17 protein-coding genes, 1 tRNA gene and 1 pseudogene are annotated in these 17,273 nt (G+C 68.0%); 12 read left to right on the top strand and 7 right to left on the bottom strand.

The window, feature by feature from the left end; all coding sequences use genetic code 11:
* Positions 1–201: 201 nt before the first annotated feature.
* The 5 genes and pseudogenes from AC0KS4_RS03295 to AC0KS4_RS03315 all read right to left on the bottom strand — a co-directional run.
* A pseudogene (locus AC0KS4_RS03295) lies at positions 202–387 on the bottom strand (IS110 family transposase); the annotation flags it as partial.
* A gap of 272 nt (positions 388–659) precedes the next feature.
* Entirely contained in the window at positions 660–944 is a 285-nt protein-coding gene (locus AC0KS4_RS03300) for a WXG100 family type VII secretion target (RefSeq protein ID WP_007771417.1), read from the bottom strand.
* A 41-nt stretch (positions 945–985) separates the two neighbouring features.
* Positions 986–1,282: a WXG100 family type VII secretion target gene (locus AC0KS4_RS03305; RefSeq protein ID WP_238958212.1), complete on the bottom strand. Its 297-nt coding sequence runs from the start codon at positions 1,280–1,282 to the stop codon at positions 986–988.
* A 161-nt stretch (positions 1,283–1,443) separates the two neighbouring features.
* Positions 1,444–2,592: a PPE family protein gene (locus tag AC0KS4_RS03310; RefSeq protein WP_238958211.1), complete on the bottom strand. Its 1,149-nt coding sequence runs from the start codon at positions 2,590–2,592 to the stop codon at positions 1,444–1,446.
* Between the two features lie 61 nt (positions 2,593–2,653).
* On the bottom strand, positions 2,654–3,538 hold the full coding sequence (locus AC0KS4_RS03315; protein ID WP_238958210.1) for a PPE family protein, SVP subgroup: 885 nt from the start codon (positions 3,536–3,538) through the stop codon (positions 2,654–2,656).
* Between the two features lie 350 nt (positions 3,539–3,888).
* On the opposite strand from AC0KS4_RS03315, the gene AC0KS4_RS03320 reads away from it, so the two are divergent.
* The 10 genes from AC0KS4_RS03320 to AC0KS4_RS03365 all read left to right on the top strand — a co-directional run bounded on the left by AC0KS4_RS03320 (position 3,889) and on the right by AC0KS4_RS03365 (position 14,392).
* Positions 3,889–3,962, top strand: a tRNA-Leu gene (locus tag AC0KS4_RS03320).
* Between the two features lie 206 nt (positions 3,963–4,168).
* A complete protein-coding gene (locus AC0KS4_RS03325; RefSeq protein WP_225329603.1) occupies positions 4,169–5,425 on the top strand; it encodes an HNH endonuclease signature motif containing protein in 1,257 nt (418 codons plus the stop codon).
* A 277-nt stretch (positions 5,426–5,702) separates the two neighbouring features.
* The gene (locus AC0KS4_RS03330) at positions 5,703–6,920 is read left to right on the top strand and encodes a class I SAM-dependent methyltransferase (protein ID WP_238958209.1); all 1,218 of its coding nucleotides are present in this window, start codon (positions 5,703–5,705) and stop codon (positions 6,918–6,920) included.
* 51 nt (positions 6,921–6,971) lie between these two features.
* A complete protein-coding gene (locus AC0KS4_RS03335; RefSeq protein WP_238958208.1) occupies positions 6,972–7,769 on the top strand; it encodes a hypothetical protein in 798 nt (265 codons plus the stop codon).
* Positions 7,770–7,851: 82 nt separating this feature from the next.
* Positions 7,852–8,613 (top strand): DUF427 domain-containing protein, encoded by a 762-nt coding sequence (locus AC0KS4_RS03340; RefSeq protein ID WP_238958207.1) that lies wholly within the window; start codon positions 7,852–7,854, stop codon positions 8,611–8,613.
* Positions 8,614–9,019: 406 nt separating this feature from the next.
* On the top strand, positions 9,020–10,114 hold the full coding sequence (locus AC0KS4_RS03345; RefSeq protein ID WP_225329607.1) for a YncE family protein: 1,095 nt from the start codon (positions 9,020–9,022) through the stop codon (positions 10,112–10,114).
* A gap of 329 nt (positions 10,115–10,443) precedes the next feature.
* Complete coding sequence (locus tag AC0KS4_RS03350; protein WP_238958206.1) at positions 10,444–12,075, top strand: long-chain fatty acid--CoA ligase; 1,632 nt, start codon at positions 10,444–10,446, stop codon at positions 12,073–12,075.
* A 31-nt stretch (positions 12,076–12,106) separates the two neighbouring features.
* A complete protein-coding gene (locus tag AC0KS4_RS03355) occupies positions 12,107–12,580 on the top strand; it encodes an SRPBCC family protein (RefSeq protein ID WP_225329609.1) in 474 nt (157 codons plus the stop codon).
* A 27-nt stretch (positions 12,581–12,607) separates the two neighbouring features.
* Positions 12,608–13,498, top strand: a complete 891-nt coding sequence (locus AC0KS4_RS03360) for a class II glutamine amidotransferase (RefSeq protein ID WP_238958205.1) — start codon at positions 12,608–12,610, stop codon at positions 13,496–13,498.
* Between the two features lie 24 nt (positions 13,499–13,522).
* Positions 13,523–14,392 carry a patatin-like phospholipase family protein gene (locus tag AC0KS4_RS03365; RefSeq protein WP_238958204.1) on the top strand — a complete coding sequence of 290 codons (870 nt, stop codon included), beginning with the start codon at positions 13,523–13,525 and terminating at the stop codon, positions 14,390–14,392.
* Between the two features lie 35 nt (positions 14,393–14,427).
* On the opposite strand, the gene AC0KS4_RS03370 is transcribed toward AC0KS4_RS03365, so the two are convergent.
* The gene (locus AC0KS4_RS03370) at positions 14,428–15,498 is read right to left on the bottom strand and encodes a patatin-like phospholipase family protein (protein ID WP_225329612.1); all 1,071 of its coding nucleotides are present in this window, start codon (positions 15,496–15,498) and stop codon (positions 14,428–14,430) included.
* 98 nt (positions 15,499–15,596) lie between these two features.
* Positions 15,597–16,049: a lipoprotein LpqV gene (locus tag AC0KS4_RS03375; RefSeq protein WP_225329613.1), complete on the bottom strand. Its 453-nt coding sequence runs from the start codon at positions 16,047–16,049 to the stop codon at positions 15,597–15,599.
* Between the two features lie 115 nt (positions 16,050–16,164).
* Between AC0KS4_RS03375 and AC0KS4_RS03380 the strand changes: the two genes are divergently transcribed.
* Both AC0KS4_RS03380 and AC0KS4_RS03385 read left to right on the top strand, forming a co-directional pair.
* Positions 16,165–16,782 carry a cupin domain-containing protein gene (locus tag AC0KS4_RS03380; RefSeq protein ID WP_225329614.1) on the top strand — a complete coding sequence of 206 codons (618 nt, stop codon included), beginning with the start codon at positions 16,165–16,167 and terminating at the stop codon, positions 16,780–16,782.
* On the top strand, positions 16,779–17,216 hold the full coding sequence (locus AC0KS4_RS03385) for a rhodanese-like domain-containing protein (RefSeq protein WP_238958203.1): 438 nt from the start codon (positions 16,779–16,781) through the stop codon (positions 17,214–17,216). The genes AC0KS4_RS03380 and AC0KS4_RS03385 overlap by 4 nt, the downstream gene beginning before the upstream one ends.
* Positions 17,217–17,273 lie beyond the last annotated feature (57 nt).

The raw sequence follows: 17,273 nt of genomic DNA on the forward strand, positions 1-17,273 counted from the left end.
GACAGGCGCTGGGTCCGCAGCCGCAGCGCGTTGCCGATCACGCTACCCTCATCACTCTCTCCGGATGCGTCATGCCCCGGACGCTCGTGGCTATTTTGCGCTGAGCTATAGCGATCGGGCTCGGCCTGAAACCGCGCACGGCACTACCGCGTCGAGGTTCTCGGGTCGTTGATAGGTCTAGACATCCCAGGGATTTAAGTGTCAAGCGGCTGCTGTTGTGCGGTGTGCCCAGGCTGTGTGTTCGTCGTAGAGGGTGTGGATGCCGACCAGGCGGTTACCCAGGGCGCGCAGCGCTTGGTGGTGGGTGTCGCCGGCGCTGTGATGTTGGTTGTAGAGGCCCCGGGCGCCAGGGCTGTTGGTGAGCGCGCAGAAGGCCCATTGGTCGATGCCCACTGAGAATCGGACAACAACTCAAATCGCGACATGACTCAAGCCTCAGGCACAACACCTGAAACTTTTGTCAGACACGCCCTAGCCCTGACTCCAGAATTCGCACATCAAGCTGCGGCATGTCGGGTCGACGTTGCGATGCAGGTTTACCGATTAGACCGTTCCCCACGAACCAGCCAAGCCCCAAACCACCTTGGGACACTATCGGATACAGCCCAAAACGGGGCCGCACACCAGTCGGTGTGCGGCCCCGGTGTCGAGACGTGGCGTCAGGCCCAGCTGGACCCGACGGCGCTGTCGGTGCTGGCCATGTTGCTGCCCGCGGACTGAACCTTCTGTCCGTGGGAGTTGGCCTGCTCGTAGATCACCTGGAAGTTGCGACCCAACTGGGTGATGAACTCCTGGCACGCCACCGAACCGGCACCGCCCCAAAAGTCACCGGCAGCAAGCACATCGCGAACGATGGCCTGGTGCTCGGCTTCCAAGGACGCGGCCTGGGCGCGGATCAGGGCACCATGGGCGTCTACATCGCCGAACTGGTAATTGATGCTCATTGCGTGGCTCCTTAAAAGTGTTGGGCAGCAGCGGTTCTGGGCTAGCTGCTGAGGATTTGCTGCGAGGCCTGCTCTTGCTGCTCGTAGTTGTTCGCGTCGCGAATCAGTCCGTCGCGCACCCCGTGGAGCATGTTGACGATGTTGCGGAAGGCCTGGTTGACCTGGCCCATGGTGTCGTAGGACGTCGCCTGCGCCTGGCCGCTCCAGCCCGCGCCGGCGATGTTCATCGACGAGGCCCACATCTTGCGGGCCTCGTCCTCGACGGTCTGGGCGTGCACCTCGAAACGGCCCGCCATCGCCCGCATCTCGTGCGGGGCGGTCATAAAACGTGTTGCCATCTCGGCGGTCTCCTATCTTGAAGCTTCAGTTGGCCGAAGTCTTAACAGTTGTAACTGATGAGGTGGTGGCCGCGTCGTGAATAGATGACGGCCTGCCGGTTAATTGCTCGCCTCACACGGGCGACACGTACCCCCTTACCTCCCGTATCGGCGGTCCCTTCTCAGACGACAACCTGCTTGGGCATGACGATCGGCTTGAAGCCGTACCGGGGTCCGGTGCCGTAGCCGCCGGCGCCCTTGGCGGCCGCGGCCATTCCCGGCATGCCGGGCATCGCCGTGACCCCTTCCGCTTCGGCGGCTGCCGTCCAACCCGAACCCCCGAGCGGGGCGGTGGCCGACGCCAACGACGCCGGGGCGGCCGCATTCCAGCCTGCCGGCACCGACAAAGCGCCGACCGCGGAGGCCTCACCCAGGGCCGCCGAGGCGCCCGCGCCCGACACCGAGCCCACCATGGTGCCGGGCATTATGGCGGCGCCGGTCGCCGGTGCGACCGAGTCGGCCAGCGAGAACGGAATACCCGGCACCGTCCCAAGCGTGTGCCCCAACGACGCCGCGTTCGGGATGGCGTTCATGGTGAACCAGGCCCCGGTGTTGATCCCGCCGTTGATGGCATTGAAGACGAATGGGGTGCCCATCAAATTGTCAACGGACTGCAGCAGGCCTCCACTGCCGGTTGGCGACGTGATGAGCGACGACAGGTCCAAACCGGTCGCCTGCGTCGTGCCATTCACCGCGTCGAAAGCGACCGCGCTGTTGTCCACGGCCGCGGCGGCCGCCGGGTCGGTGGTCGACGTCAGCGGCGTCACGGGGGTGAGGACGCCGGCCGCCGCCGAGGCGGCCTGATAGGTGGCCATCATCGTGGCGTCTTGAACCCACATCTCGGCGTACTGCGCTTCGGTCGCGGCGATCGCGGCCGAATTGACGCCCAGGACGTTCGTCGCGACGAGGGTGGCCAGCAACGTCCGATTGGCCGCGATCACCGGCGGGGGCACCGTCGCCGCGAACGCCGCCTCGTAGGCGGCCGCCGATGCGGTGGCCTGAGCGCTCGCCTGCTCGAGCGTCGTCGCCGTCTCGGTCAGATAGGTCACGATGGGCTGGGCCGCGGCGGCCGCCGCGGCCGACCCACCACCGGTCCACTGTTCGGTGGTCAGCAGCGAGATGATCGACTCCCACTGCGTGGCGGTGGCGCTCACCTCGGCGGCCAGGTTGGCGTACGCGGTCGCGGCGGCCATGAACGGAGCGGACCCCGCACCGGCGTACATGAGCGAGGAGGTGACCTCTGGCGGGATCACCGAAAAGTCAAGCACCATTTGTGTATTCCGCTCCCTTTCTCTGTTCGGATTCCACGTCTATCCGGGTGACCGTGGCTGTTTAAACGGCCGTCGGTTTCGGCATGACGATCGGCTTGACGCCGTAACGCGGCGCGCCGAAGCCGGCGCCGTTGCGCCCCATCGCACCCACGCCGGGCATGCCCGGCACCACCGTTCCCGGACCGCCCTGCGGCGCGGCGGCTGTCCAGCCGACCGTCTGCAGCGGCGCGGCGCTCGACCCCACCACCGCGGTGGAGCCCGCCCAACTCGGCGGCACCGAGAGCTTGTTGACCATGGTTGCTTGGCCCATCGCGGCCGCTGGCATCGCGCCCATGCCCGTCGCGCCACCCACACCGACGCCGACCGGGGCGGTATCGGTGGCCAGGTCCGCCGCGGCGGCCGCACCGGCGGCGCCGCCGGAGGTGTCCAGCAGGCCGCCACTGGCCAGGCCGAGCAGGTCGGAACCGGCGGAGGCCCAGTTGCCGAAACCGATGTTTCCGATGTTGGCGCCGTTACTCGACAGCCCGAACATGCCACCCAGACCACCGCTGGACTGGCCGTTGAAGCCGAGGAGCCAGGCGAGGATGTCGATCGGGTTGGAACCCGTCGCGGCAGACGTGCCGGGATCCACGGCGTCCAACGCTTGGAGGGCGGCCTGGCTGGCGTTGACGGCCTCGGTGTCGCCGTAACTGTTGGAGCTGATGCCCAGGGTCTGCGAGTACTGCTCGAGAAGCGCTTGCGCCTCGGCGGCGATCGTCTGGTACTGGGTGCCGTACGCCGAGAAGATTGCCGCCTGCTGGGCCGATACCGGGTCGGCGGCGGCGGGAGCGATGACGGTGGTCGCCGACGCGGCGCCCGCGTTTTGCGCTGCCAGGTTGCTGTTGATTCCGGACAGCAACGTCTCCGCGGCTAGCATTTCTTCAGTCTGTGTGGTCAGAAACGACATTTGTTGCTCCTATGCTGAACGAGCCGACCCCCGGTGTGGATCGCTGTGTGTTCACGTAACGGCCGCTGTGCGTTGGCGTAACGCTAGCGAGCCACAACTCCACATTCCCCACCCAATGAGCTGGGGTTACAGTCGTTTACGGCTTCTTAACGACAAGGGCGGCAGTTTTAACAAGACCCTGTCGGACGACATCGGGACGTCATCTGATCGCGGGCGCGGAAAGGCAGAAATCGCGCGCGGCGCGCGGATACTAATCGATGGGGGCGGGCCCCGCATCTTGGACGTCTGGCAAATATCGGCCGCAATGCGATGCCGCGTGTTCGGGGTTCACGCGCTAGATTCGCCGCCGGGCCCCCATAGCCCAATTGGCAGAGGCAGCGGACTTAAAATCCGCCAAGTGTCGGTTCGAGTCCGACTGGGGGCACCGATTGTGTGCAGTTCGGCTGGCCCACGTGATCCGGTGGCCGTGTCGCGCCGAATACCTGCGGGACGCTGATGCACCCGACGATTTGTCCTGACTTGGCTCACGATTCGTGATTCGCGGTGATTGCTGCCGATAGACGTGTTGCTTGCCGGCGAGCGGGATCCGACGGCTCCGGTTTTGTCGGTGGTCGCTGCGATGATGGCGTCATGTCTTCGATCGCATCTGTTGACGCCGAGGTGGTGACTGCGAGCGACCGTCTTGAGGTGTTGTTTGAGGAGTTGGCGGAGTTGGCCGGTCAGCGCAATGCGATTGATGGGCGCATCGTGCAGATCGTCGCCGAGATCGATCGCGACCAATTGTGCGGTGTGACCGGTGCGCGCTCAGTGCCGGCGTTGGTGGCCTGGAAGTTGGGGTGTTCGTCGGCAAACGCGCACACGCTGGCCACCATCGCTGGCCGGTTGAGCGAGTTCCCGCGGTGTGCTCAGGGGATGCGCGAGGGCCGGTTCTCGGCCGATCAGGTGGGGGTGATCGCGGCGCGCGCGGGGCAGGGTTCTGATGACCATTACGCCCAACTGGCCGCGGTCGCCACGGTCAATCAGCTGCGCACTGCGGTCAGGCTGGAGCCGCGTCCTGACCCCGAACCCCGGCCCGAATCGGCGTCTGAGCGGTCGTTTATCGCGACCGCCACCGAGCAGGGCGCGTGTTATCGGATCACCCTGGGTCACGTGGATGCCGCGAAGTTCGACGCCGCGTTGGCCTCGCATCGTGACGCGCTCATCGCCGAATGGAAGCGCGACCACGGCGAGGGCACGGGCGTGGGTGATCAGCGTCCGCCGATGCCGGGCACGGCCGAGGCGTTTATGCGTTTGGTGGAGGCGGGTTGGGACGCCGAGGCCACTCGCCGCCCGCAGGGGCAGCACACCACGGTGGTGGTGCACCTTGATGTCGCCCAGCGCGCTGCCGCGCTGCATCTGGGTCCGCTGCTGTCCGATGCCGAACGCCGCTACCTGACCTGTGATGCCACCTGTGAGGTGTGGTTCGAGCGCCACGGTGAGGTCATTGGCGCTGGCCGGTCGACGCGGGTGATCAATCGGCGGTTGCGCCGCGCGCTCGAGCACCGCGACCGCACGTGCGTGGTTCCCGGTTGTGGCGCTACCCGGGGTTTGCACGCCCATCACATCCGGCACTGGGAGGACGGCGGCCCCACCGAGTTGGCCAACTTGGTGCTGGTCTGCCCCTACCACCACCGGTTGCATCACCGTGGCGAGATCACCCTCACCGGACCCGCGGATGCCCTGGTGGTCACCGACGAGGACGGCCGAATCCTGAGCCCGGGATCACTGGCGCGCCCACCTACACAGGCCCCGCCCGCGGTGGCGCCATGCCCCGGGCCTATCGGCGAACGCGCCGACTGGTGGTGGTATGACCCCTTCCAACCCCAACCACCACCGACCAACAACTAGCCCCGGCTACCGGGACTGCATCGACGCTCAAACATGTTGGTGCATCAAATAATTCGTTTCACACCACGCGCCACTGACGTCGGGCTGCACAAACAATTGCGCCCACCGCCAACCCGCGATCCCTAGACCTGCGCGCCGCTCAGTCAATACCCGACTGCCGGTGGCGCTCAAGCAGAGCATGTTTGCGCCCGGATTCAGCGCTGCCGAAAGACGCCACGCGAAGTACGTTGGTCGGGACCGTTGTGCGAGCCGCCACCGCGAAGGAGCCAGCGCGAAGGTGTCCGAGGATCCGCGGGCTGACGGTGTCTCCCGCCAATACGATCGCTGGGAATATCCGCCCCCGGTAACCGATCTCGAGACGTGGACCAAGAACCACTGGGACTGGTTCGACCCCTACTGGGCGCACCGGGTGCTCTGGCCCGACCGCGCATACCGGCCGGATCTCGACATCCTCATCGCGGGTTGCGGCACGTTCCAGGCGGCGGTTTTCGCCTTCATGAACCGCGCCGCTCGGGTCGTCGCGATTGACGTCAGCCGCTCCGCGTTGGATCACCAGCAGTACCTGAAAGACAAGCACCAGCTGGTGAACCTGGAACTGCATCTGCTGCCCATCGAAGAGGCCTCGGCGCTGTCACGCGACTTCGACCTCATCGTCTCCACCGGCGTCTTGCACCATCTGGCGGACCCGTTGGCCGGGCTCAAAGCGCTCGGTGGATGCCTGCGACGCGACGGGGCGCTGGGCGTCATGCTCTACGCCAAGTACGGCCGGATCGGCGTCGAGATGCTCGAATCGGCGTTCCGCGACCTCGGATTGTCGCAGGACGACGCGTCGGTTCAGCTGGTCAAGGAGGCGGTTGCGGCGCTGCCGGCCGACCATCCCGTCCGCCCGTACCTGCAGGGCGCGCGTGATCTGCTGACCGACGGGGCGCTCGTCGACGCCTTCCTGCACGCCCGGCAACGCAGCTACACCGTCGAGGAATGCCTGGGCCTGGTCGACGCCGCCGGGCTGGCGTTCCAGGGCTGGCTGCGCAATTCGCCGTACTACCCGCACGACGCGCTCGTCGGACAGACGGGCCCGTTCCAGTCGCTCTTGAACCGGCTACCCGACACCACGCTCTGGTCGGTGATGGAACGTCTGCAGCCGGCCAATGCCACCCACTTCTTCCTCGCCTGCCGGCCCGAACGGCCGACGCAGGACTATGCGATCGACTTCTCGGCGGCGTCGTCCCTCGATTACGTCCCGCTGCCGCGGACGGCGTGCCTGCTGTCCGGTGACGAGATCCACCTGCCCGGCGCTCAGCTCAAGCTCACCCCCGCTCAGCTGCCCTTTGTCCAGCACGTCGACGGCCGGCGCACCATACGAGAGATCGTCGACTCCGTGGCCCAGGGCAACCGCCAAGACGGGACGCAGGTGCGGGAGTTCGGGCGCCAGCTCTTCGAGTCGCTGTGGCGCCTAGACTTTCTGGCGATGGCGCTGAACACGACGCCCGGTTAGCCGGGCGTCCGCCGACAGCTCCGCAAACCGCCACTCATACACTGACCCAGCATGGGCATGCTGTTCGGTCTCGCGCCGTGGATTGTGTATTGGGTCCTTGTCGGAAACGTTCCTTTTGCCGCTGCCGCGTTGGTCGCGCTGGCGGTCGCCGCCGTCAGCCTGGGCCTGGGCGCGGCGACGGGCAGGCGGTGGCAGTTCTTTGACTTCGCTTCCCTCACAGCGCTTTTGATTCTCGCGGTGCTGACTTTCACGCTCAGCCAGTCGTTCCTCGAACGGTGGATACTGACGCTGAGCAACGCCGGCATCTTTGTGGCAACGCTGGTCGGGATGCTGGCCGGCAAGCCGTTCGTGTCCGAGTTCGTCGCGGCGGAACACGCTGCCGACATCGTCAAGACCGGGCTGTTCGGCCGCGTCGTCCAAACCCTCGGCTGGGTCTGGGTCGCGACGTTCGCCGCCATGACGGTGTCCTCGGCGATCCCCTCGATCGCGCAACGACCCGCGGCGACGACCGCCGCCTCGATCCTGGACACCAAGACCCCGCTGTCGTTCCTCTGCTACTGGATCATCCCCTTCGGGCTGCTGGGCCTGGCCGCGGTCGCCTCGCGCCTGCTGCCCGACCGGATGCTGGCCGGGATCGACGACGTGGCGCGGGAAACCTCGTTCGTCGCCTACGACGAGGCCACCATCGACGAGTTGTACTTCCTCGCCCAGGAACACGCCAACCGTGAGGTGGGCCCCGGCAAGGAGGCCTACGCCGTCAAGGTCGGCGGGATGGGAACCCCATTGACCGGGGACGAGTCCCGCAAGTCGTGGCCGTCGACGTACAAAGTGCGCGACAAGCGGCACTGAACCCGAGCAGGAGTCGTGATGAACGCGCCCAGCCCCGACGAGGACACGTGTGGATTCACCACATACCGGGAGACGACCGACCATGACTGACTATCCGCAGATGGCCGCCGCCCGGGGCAGGATCGAACCCGCGCCCCGGCGGGTCCGTGGTTTTCTCGGCGACGCGCTGGTCTTCGACACCACCGCCGCCCGATACGTGTGGGAGGTTCCTTACTACCCGCAGTACTACATTCCGCTGGCCGATGTCCGTACCGAGTTCCTGCGCGACGAAAACCACGCCCAGACAGTGCAGTTCGGCCCGTCGCGGCTGCACTCCCTGGTGGCTGGCGGCCAGACGCATGAGTCCGCCGCGCGGGTATTCGACGCCGGCGGCGACGGCCCGCTGGCCGGCACCGTGCGGTACGAATGGAATCCATTGCGCTGGTTCGAGGAAGACGAGCCGATCTACGGTCACCCGCGCAACCCCTATTCGCGTGTCGACGCCCTGCGCTCCCACCGCCACGTCCGGGTGGAGCTTGACGGAATCACCTTGGCGGACACCAAGTCTCCGGTTCTGTTGTTCGAAACGGGCCTGCCCACAAGGTATTACATCGATCCGACTGACGTCGACTTCGAGCACCTGCAACCCAGCACCACACAGACGTTGTGCCCGTACAAGGGAACGACGTCAGGCTATTGGTCGGTGCGTGTGGGTGACCTCGTGCATGAGGACCTGGCGTGGACCTACCACTATCCGCTGCCCGCGGTCGGTCAGATCGCCGGTCTGATCGCCTTCTACAACGAAAAGCTGGACATCGTCGTCGACGGGACCACGTTGGCGCGGCCGCAGACCCAGTTCAGCTAGCGATCCGTCATCTCGCGGCCGACGCGGGGCGATGTGATATTCCCCTCGTCGGCGGCAAATCCTGAGAATTCCTTACTAAAGCATCGGTAGAGCGGAAACGCGAATCGTTAGCGGCGCAGGCAAAATCCGCCGGAAGGGGGTTTGCATGCGTTTCGCTACGGGTAAGCGATTGCGATACAGCGTGATTGGAAGTCTGAGCAGAACCTGAGTGCGGGAAGTGACGTAGCTAACGTCGAGCATTTTGAACTGCTTTGAGGCGAATTTTGGTCAGTAGACTACCGAAAACCAGTCTCGTCGGCGCCTTTGGGTGCTGAAAGCCGGTGGATCCGGAGGCCAATTCGTCGCGTGCGTGCGACATCGTCACTTTGGCCACCAGGCCGACGAACACAGCAAAGGCGGTACCAGCGTGAGTGATGCATACGACCCAACGACGACGGGGTTCGAGGTCGACGACACCGCGGTGGTGCGAGTCCCGGTGCGCCACGGCCCGATCAGCGACATGGACCTCAGCGGCGACGGGCGCCGGCTGCTCGTCACGAACTATGGCCGCGACGCGGTATCGGTCATCGACGCCCGCACCCTTCGGGTCTCGAGCACCATCGCCGGGCTCAGCGAACCGTCCGCCGTCGCCATGAGCAGCGCGGACGCCAACTACGCCTACGTCAGCACGGCCACCGCCGCCTATGACGCCATCGAAGTCGTCGACGTCGTCACCAACTGGCGGATCGCCACGCATCGGCTCGCGCACAGCGTGAGCGCCCTGACGGTCAGCGCCGACGGAAAATACCTCTACGCCAGCCGAAATGCCGTTCGCGGCGCCGACGTCACCGTCCTGGACACCACCACCGGCGAACTCGAGGTGATCGACCTGGCCACCGCGCCCGGCACCACCACCGCCTGCGTGCGGGCCAGCGCCGACGGGCGGCGCCTCTACGTCGGCGTCAACGGCCCCAACGGCGGCAGCCTCGCCGTCGTCGAAACCCGCACCCGAAACGACGGCGGCCGTGTCGGCGGCCGGTCGCGGGTCGTCGGCACCATCGAGCTCGGCCTGCCCGTCCGCGACGTGGCGCTGAGCAACGACGGCACCACGGCCTATGTGGCGAGCTGCGGCCCGGTGGTGGGCTCGGTGCTCGACGTCATCGACACCCGCACCAACAAACTCGTCAAGACGCACAAGATCAACGAGATCACCGGACCGCTGGCGCGGATGACCCTCAGCCGCGACGGCGAGCGGGCCTACCTGACCAGTGACGACCGCGTCACGGTGCTCGGCACCGGCACCCTGGACGTCCTCGGCGAGGTCACCGTGACCAACAACCCGTCCTGCGTGCTGGAAAGCCCCGACGGGAGCCACCTCTACGTCGCCGACTATTCCGGCGTCGTCACCGCGGCGCGGATCGTCACGGGCCCGGCGCCGCACAGCGGCGATGCGGATCACCCGGACGCGCCGCCCGCCGGCTGGCTGTTCGATGTGCCCCTGTGGGAGCCTGCGCTGGCCTAGCCGGCCTCGTCGCGGGGACGGCGCGAGGTCCAGGGTGTGAATCTTCGCCCTTGAGCGTGCATCCTCGGTGGGGATCGTCGGCGCGCGCCGCCCAGCGTTCACACTCAAATCCCAGGACGCACACTCAACCGAAGAGTCATCCGAAAGCCCTGCCGGCCGAACGGGATCCACGTCGTCGCCCATCCGCCGGGGTGATGTCTGCCACGATGGCCGAATTCGGGCTTAGGGTGGGAAGCGGTCGGCGGCCCCCCGCGTCGACCCGGAATGCGGGCACCGCATTTCGCGGATTGGCACGGACCGTGCCGCGCGGAGAGTGAGGCGGTACATCAATGGACGGCACGATGCAGGACTATCCGTTGACGATCACCGCGATCATGCGCCACGGCTGCCGGGTTCACGGGGATCGCACCGTCACCACCGCCACCGGCGACGGCTACCGCACGACGAACTATCGGGAACTGGGCTGCCGGGCCGCCCAGCTGGCGAACGGATTGCGCCGGCTCGGGGTGACCGGCGACCAGCGGGTGGCGACGTTCATGTGGAACAACGCCGACCACCTGACCGCCTACCTTGCGGTGCCCTCGATGGGCGCCGTCCTGCACACCCTCAACATCCGCCTGTTCCCCGAACAGATCGCCTACGTCGCCAACGAGGCCGAAGACCAGGTGGTGCTGGTCGACGCCTCGCTGATCAAACTGCTCGGGCCGGTGCTGCCCAGCCTCGAGACCGTGCACACCGTGATCGCCGTCGGCGACGGCGACACCGAACTGCTGCGGGAATCGGGCAAGACCGTGCTGGACTACGCCGACGTCATCGCCGGCGAGTCGACCGAATTCGACTGGCCGCGCATCGACGAAATGTCCGCGGCGGCGATGTGCTACACCAGCGGCACCACCGGCAACCCGAAAGGCGTGGTGTACAGCCACCGTTCGAGCTACCTGCACACCATGGGCGCGTGCACCACGAACGGCATCGGCGTCGGCGCCGTCGACAGCGTGCTGGCGATCGTGCCGATGTTTCACGCCAACGCCTGGGGACTGCCGTACGCGGCGCTGATGGCCGGCGCCGACCTGGTGCTGCCGGATCGCCACCTCGACCCAGCGTCGGTGGTCGGCATGGTCGAAGACCTGCGGCCCACCGTGACCGGCGCGGTGCCGACGATCTGGAACTCCGTCCTGCACCACCTCGAGGACGACCCCGACCACGACATGTCGTCGCTGCGGCTGGTGGTCTGCGGCGGCTCGGCCGTCCCGGTCTCGCTGATGCGCACCTTCGAGGAAAAGCACAACGTGCAGATCCGGCAGTTGTGGGGGATGACCGAGACCTCGCCGTTGGCGACCATGGCCTGGCCGCCCCCGGGCACGCCGGAGGACCAGCACTGGGCCTTCCGCGGCACCCAGGGCCAACCGGTCTGCGGGGTGGAGATGCGGATCGTCGACGACGACGGCCAGGTGCTGCCCAACGACGGCAGCGCCGTGGGGGAGGTCGAGGTCCGCGGCCCGTGGATCGCCGGCTCCTACTACCTGGGGCGCGACGAATCGAAGTTCGACTCCGGCTGGCTGCGCACCGGCGACGTGGGTCGCATCGACGGCCGCGGTTTCGTCACCCTGACCGACCGGGCCAAGGACGTCATCAAATCCGGCGGGGAATGGATCTCCTCGGTGGAGCTGGAGAACGCCCTGATCGGTCACCCCGAGGTGGTCGAGGCCGCGGTGGTCGGCGTTCCCGACGAGCGCTGGGACGAGCGCCCGCTCGCGGTGATCGTGGCCAAAGAGGGCGCGTCGGTCACCGCGGAGCAGCTGCGAACCTTCCTCGCGGACAAGGTCGTTCGATGGTGGTTGCCCGAGCGGTGGACGTTCGTCGACGAGATCCCGCGCACCAGCGTCGGCAAGTACGACAAGAAGATGATCCGGTCGCGATACGCCGACGACCGCTACCAGGTGATCGAGGCCCGCGACTGACGCAGCGCTCCGACCGGAAAGGCTTGGAACAGTGGCACATTCACTCGTCGTCGATCAATCCGTCGTCACACCGGTCGCGGTTCACGACGCATTCGGCCGGACGCTGCCGATGCCACTGCCCACGCTTTTCAACCGCTGGTACGGCCCCTTCCCGCCGATCCGCGACGTGCGCGAGCAGACCGGCGCCTGGGATGCGGCGGGTCAGACCCGCATCGTGCACCTGGCCGGTGGCGCCACCATGCGCGAGGAACTGACCAGTGTCGACCCGCCGCGGTCGTTCGGCTACCGGCTCTGCGAAGTCACCGGCCCGATGGCGGTGCTCGTCGATCACGTTGTGGGCGAATGGGTTTTCGCCCCGGCGGCCGCCGGAACCGAGATCACGTGGCGCTGGGACATCCACCCGAAATCGCCGCGAACGGCCTGGGCGCTTCCGCTGTTGGGCAGGATGTGGAAGGGCTACGCGCGCCGCGCGCTGGCCAACCTGTCGGCCTTGCTGACGACCTGAGGCCGTGGACCACTACGGTGTGAAGGCATGTGCCGACTCTTTGGCCTGCACGCCGGGACGCACGCGTGCACAGCAACCTTCTGGCTGCTGGACGCGCCGGACAGCCTGTCCGAACAGAGCCGGAGAAACCCCGATGGCACCGGTCTGGGCATCTTCGACGAACACGCGCGACCGCACCTCTTCAAGGAGCCGATAGCGGCCTGGCAGGACGCCGCATTCGCGACCGAGGCGCACCGGATGACCGGCACCACCGTCATCGCCCACGTCCGCTATGCGACCACCGGCTCGCTCGACATCCGCAACACCCACCCGTTTCTGCAGGACGGCCGGATCTTCGCGCACAACGGAGTCCTCGAAGGGCTGGACATCATCGACGAGCGGCTGCGTGAGATCGGCACCGACGACTTGGTGTTGGGCGACACCGACTCCGAGCGGGTGTTCGCGTTGATCACCGGCTCGATCCGCGCCCGCGACGGCGACATCACCGCGGGGCTCGTCGACGCCATGCGATGGCTCGCCGAGCACGTCCCGATCTACGCCGTCAACGTGCTGCTGAGCACGGCCACCGACATGTGGGCGCTGCGTTATCCGCAAACCCACGAGCTCTACGTCTTGGATCGATCCGACGGGGCGGCGTCGCAGGACCCCGAATTCGACTTGCACACCATACGAATTCACGCGCGATCCGAGCACCTGTGCACCCGCTCGTCGGTGGTGTTCGCCACCGAACGCATGGACGGCGACTCCCGCTGGCGCCTTCTCGAGCCGGGGGAGCTGATTCACGTCGACACCAGGCTGCGCGTCACCCGCAGCCTGGTACTGCCCGACCCACCGAGGCAGCTGCTGCGCCGCGAGGAGCTGAGCACGCCAGTGGCGGACTCGCAGCACGCGCTGCCGAGCACCCGGCGGCTGGTCTGACGCCGTTTGGCAGAGTTGGTGAGCGTGACGAACAAACGCGCCCTGGTGCTGGCGGGCGGAGGGATAGCGGGAATCGCCTGGGAGACAGGTGTTCTGCGGGGCATCGCCGACGAGTCGCCGGCCGCGGCCCGCGTCTTGATCGACTCGGATGTGCTGGTGGGGACGTCGGCGGGCTCGGCCGTCGCCGCGCAGCTCGGCAGCGGCCACACGCTGGACGAGCTGTTCGACCGGCAAGTCGCCGAGTCGTCGGCCGAAATCGATTCCGGCGTCGACGTCGACACCATCACCGAACTGTTCTTGACCGCACTGGGTGCCCCGTACGACGAGCCGCTGGACAAGACCCGCCAACAAATGCAGCGGATCGGGGCCGTGGCGCTGGCGACCAAGACCGTCGCCGCGCCGGTGCGCCGCCAGGCGATCGCCCAGCGCCTGCCGTCGCACGACTGGCCCGACCGGACGTTGCGGCTCACCGCCATCGACGTCGCGACCGGAGAACTGGCCGTCTTCGACCGCGAGTCCGGCGTCGACCTCGTCGATGCCGTGGCGGCCAGCTGCGCGGTGCCCGGGGCGTGGCCGCCGGTGAGGATCGCGGGCCGCCACTACATGGACGGCGGGGTCGCCAGCTCGGTCAACCTCGTGGTGGCCGCCGACTGCGATGCCGCGGTGGTGCTGGTGCCCTCGGGCGTCGACGCGCCATCGCCGTTCGGTGCCGGGCCCGCCGCCGAGATCGCATCGTTTCCCGGCGCGGCGTTCGCGGTGTTCGCCGACGCCGATTCGCTGGCCGCCTTCGGGCCCAATCCCCTGGATCCGGGCTGCCGCATCCCCTCGGCCCTGGCCGGGCGCGCGCAGGGTCGCCGCGAAGCCGCGGCCATCGCCCGGTTCCTGGGTTTATGACGGGTTGGCCTGCCGCGCAATACCTTTAGCGTGCCTTAGCGGTCGAGCGCGGGCGGGACGGCCTCGTCGCCCCCGGCTTCCAGCGAGTCCAGGGCGTCGTCGGCAAGCGCCCGGCCGGCGGCGATCACCTCCACCGCCCGGTGAAACTCCAAAGCCCGGCACGTCGACCGCGGAACCTCGATGAGCAGGTCGGGCGGGTAGACCGCCAGGGTATGGCGCGACAGCGCGGCCTGGGCGATGTCGATCGTCCGGTTCATCACCTCGAAGCTGCCCAACTTCGGCACGTCGGACACCGCGGCGGCCAGTTCGCCGGCGTCAACGTCGGCCGCGGGCTGCTGCTCATCGGGATGGTCCGGCCAGTCCTCCGGCTCGCCGCCGGGCCCACCCAGCCTGCTCAGCACCGCCCGGGCGGTCGGCCGGTCGAGCAGCGAGCGGGCGGCGGCCGTGTCGAGCAGCGCGGAGGTACTGCGCACCATGCGGGTCAACCATTCGACGGTGGCCCCCGGCTCGGCTTCGCGGGTGGTGATCGCCTCGCTGCCGGACAGGCTCACCGCGATGGTCAGGTCGGCGTTGACGGCCGAGAGCGGTGCCATCGGCAGCGGATCCAGGATCCCGCCGTCGGCCAAAAGCCGCCCGTCGACCGCGTGCGGCGCGATCACCCCCGGGATGGCGATGGACGCCCGGATCGCCTCGTCGAGCGGACCGCGCTGAAACCACACCGACTTGCCCGCCAACAGGTCGGTCGCCACCGCGGTGAAGGGGATCCGCAGGTCTTCGATGGCGACCGGGCCCAGGATGTCGCGCACCGCGTCCAGGATCTTCCCGGCCCGCATCACGCCCGCCGCGCTGATGGACGGGTCCAGCAGCCGCAGAATGGTCCGCTGGGTCAGGGACTTCGCCCACTCGGAGAACTCGTCGAGCCGTCCGGCCGCGTGCAGGCCGCCGACCAGCGCGCCCATCGACGAGCCGGAGATGCCGACGATGTCGTAGCCGCGTGCTCGCAGCGCCTCGATCACCCCGACGTGGGCGTAGCCGCGGGCGCCACCGCTGCCGAGCGCCAGTGCTACCCGAGTCGGTGCCGAGCGACGCGGAAGTTCGTCAGGCACCCCACCATTTTGCGCGGCGCGGGCCCTCGGTGGGCCGCGCGGGGACTTTTTTCAGCCGTGATCGTAATTACGGCGCGGGAAGGTTCGTGCGCGGGGCGTTACCCGCATTCGTCGTTGGCGGCCGCCCGCGCGGCGACGATCACGGCGGCCTGCCGGGCCGGGGTCAACGTCGACCAGGGGGCGTTCCAGCTGCCCGGGGTGCCCGATGGCGACGCCTGCAGCATCGCCAAATAGGGCTCGAACAGCGATGCACCCGTCTTGGGCTGGCCGTCCATCCACACTTTTGCGGCGTGACAGGCCTGGTAGTACTCCTCCTCGGTCGAGTGCGCGGGGACATCGACCCTGGTCGTCACGCCGCCGGGGGACACGCCGATGGCGTCCGCCGGCGCCGAACCCGGGCCGCCGGCGACGTCCGATTGCCGCGCCGACGAGGCCGGCGCACCGTGATGGTCGCCGTGCGAGCAGCCCACGACCGCCACCAGGACGGCGACCACGGGGGCCGCGGCCACCACCGCGCCCCGCCGCCGGGGTCGACCACCGCGCCAGCGCACGGTCTCAATCTATGCAACACTGGCGGCCGTGATGGAGCGCTTCGGATTTTGCGAGTGTTGTCGGCCGTAACACGCCGCCGCCTGTCCGATCCTTTTTCGCTCTGGAGTTCTCCCCATGTCTGTGTCCCTCGCCGGGGCTGCGCCCGTCGCCGCCGCGGTCACGCACCCCCGAACCCACTCGTCGCCGTCGGCGGGCCCGACCCGGCTGCGCGTCCCCGACCTTCTGCACGCCACCGACCGCGCCGCCGACGCCGTGCTCAGCGGCCGCTGCGATCACCTGCTGCCCGAGGGCGGCATCCCCGAGTCGCAGCGCTGGTTCACCCGCATCCACGGCGACGAGGAACTCGACGTCTGGCTGATCAGCTGGGTGCCCGGCCATCCGACCGAGTTGCACGACCACGGCGGGTCGCTGGGCGCGTTGACCGTCGTGTCCGGCTCACTCAACGAATACCGTTGGGACGGAAGGGCTTTGCGCCGCCGTCGGCTGGATGCCGGAGATCAGGCCGGGTTCCCGCTGGGCTGGGTGCACGACGTGGTCTGGGCGCCGCGGCCCGTCACCGTGCCGGTCACGGGGCTGCCGGGCGCGAGCGCCGCGCCGGCGCAGCAGCCGACCCTGAGCGTGCACGCTTACTCGCCGCCCCTGTCCGCGATGTCCTACTACGACATCACCGATCGCAACACGTTGCGCCGGCAACGCACCGAACTGACCGACGAGCCGGAAGGATCTTCGTGAGCCGCATCGACGTCGTCCTGAGGTCCGCCCGGCGCCGGTATCGCCGCCTGCCCGCCGCCGAAGTGCCCGACGCGCTGCGGCGCGGCGCGGTGCTCGTCGACATCCGGCCCGAGGCGCAGCGCCTCCGCGAGGGCGAGGTACCCGGCGCGCTGGTGATCGAACGCAACGTCCTGGAGTGGCGCTGCGACCCCACCAGCGAGGCCAAACTGCCCGAGGCCGTCGGCGACGACGTCGAATGGGTGATCGTGTGCTCGGAGGGCTACACGTCGAGCCTGGCCGCGGCCGCGCTGCTGGACATCGGCCTGCACCGCGCCACCGACGTCATCGGCGGCTATCACGCGTTGGCCGGCGCCGGCGTGCTCACCCAACTGGCCGGCGGTGCGACCAACGCCGCGTTGGTGGACACGGGTGCCGGCGGCCGCCGCTGGATCTAGCCGCCGTGAGTCGTTGACTCGTTTGGCGGTAGTGGCGACGGATCCCGGCGTCAGGGA

This window comes from Mycobacterium sp. NTMscope_MAC_12 (assembly GCF_976985675.1).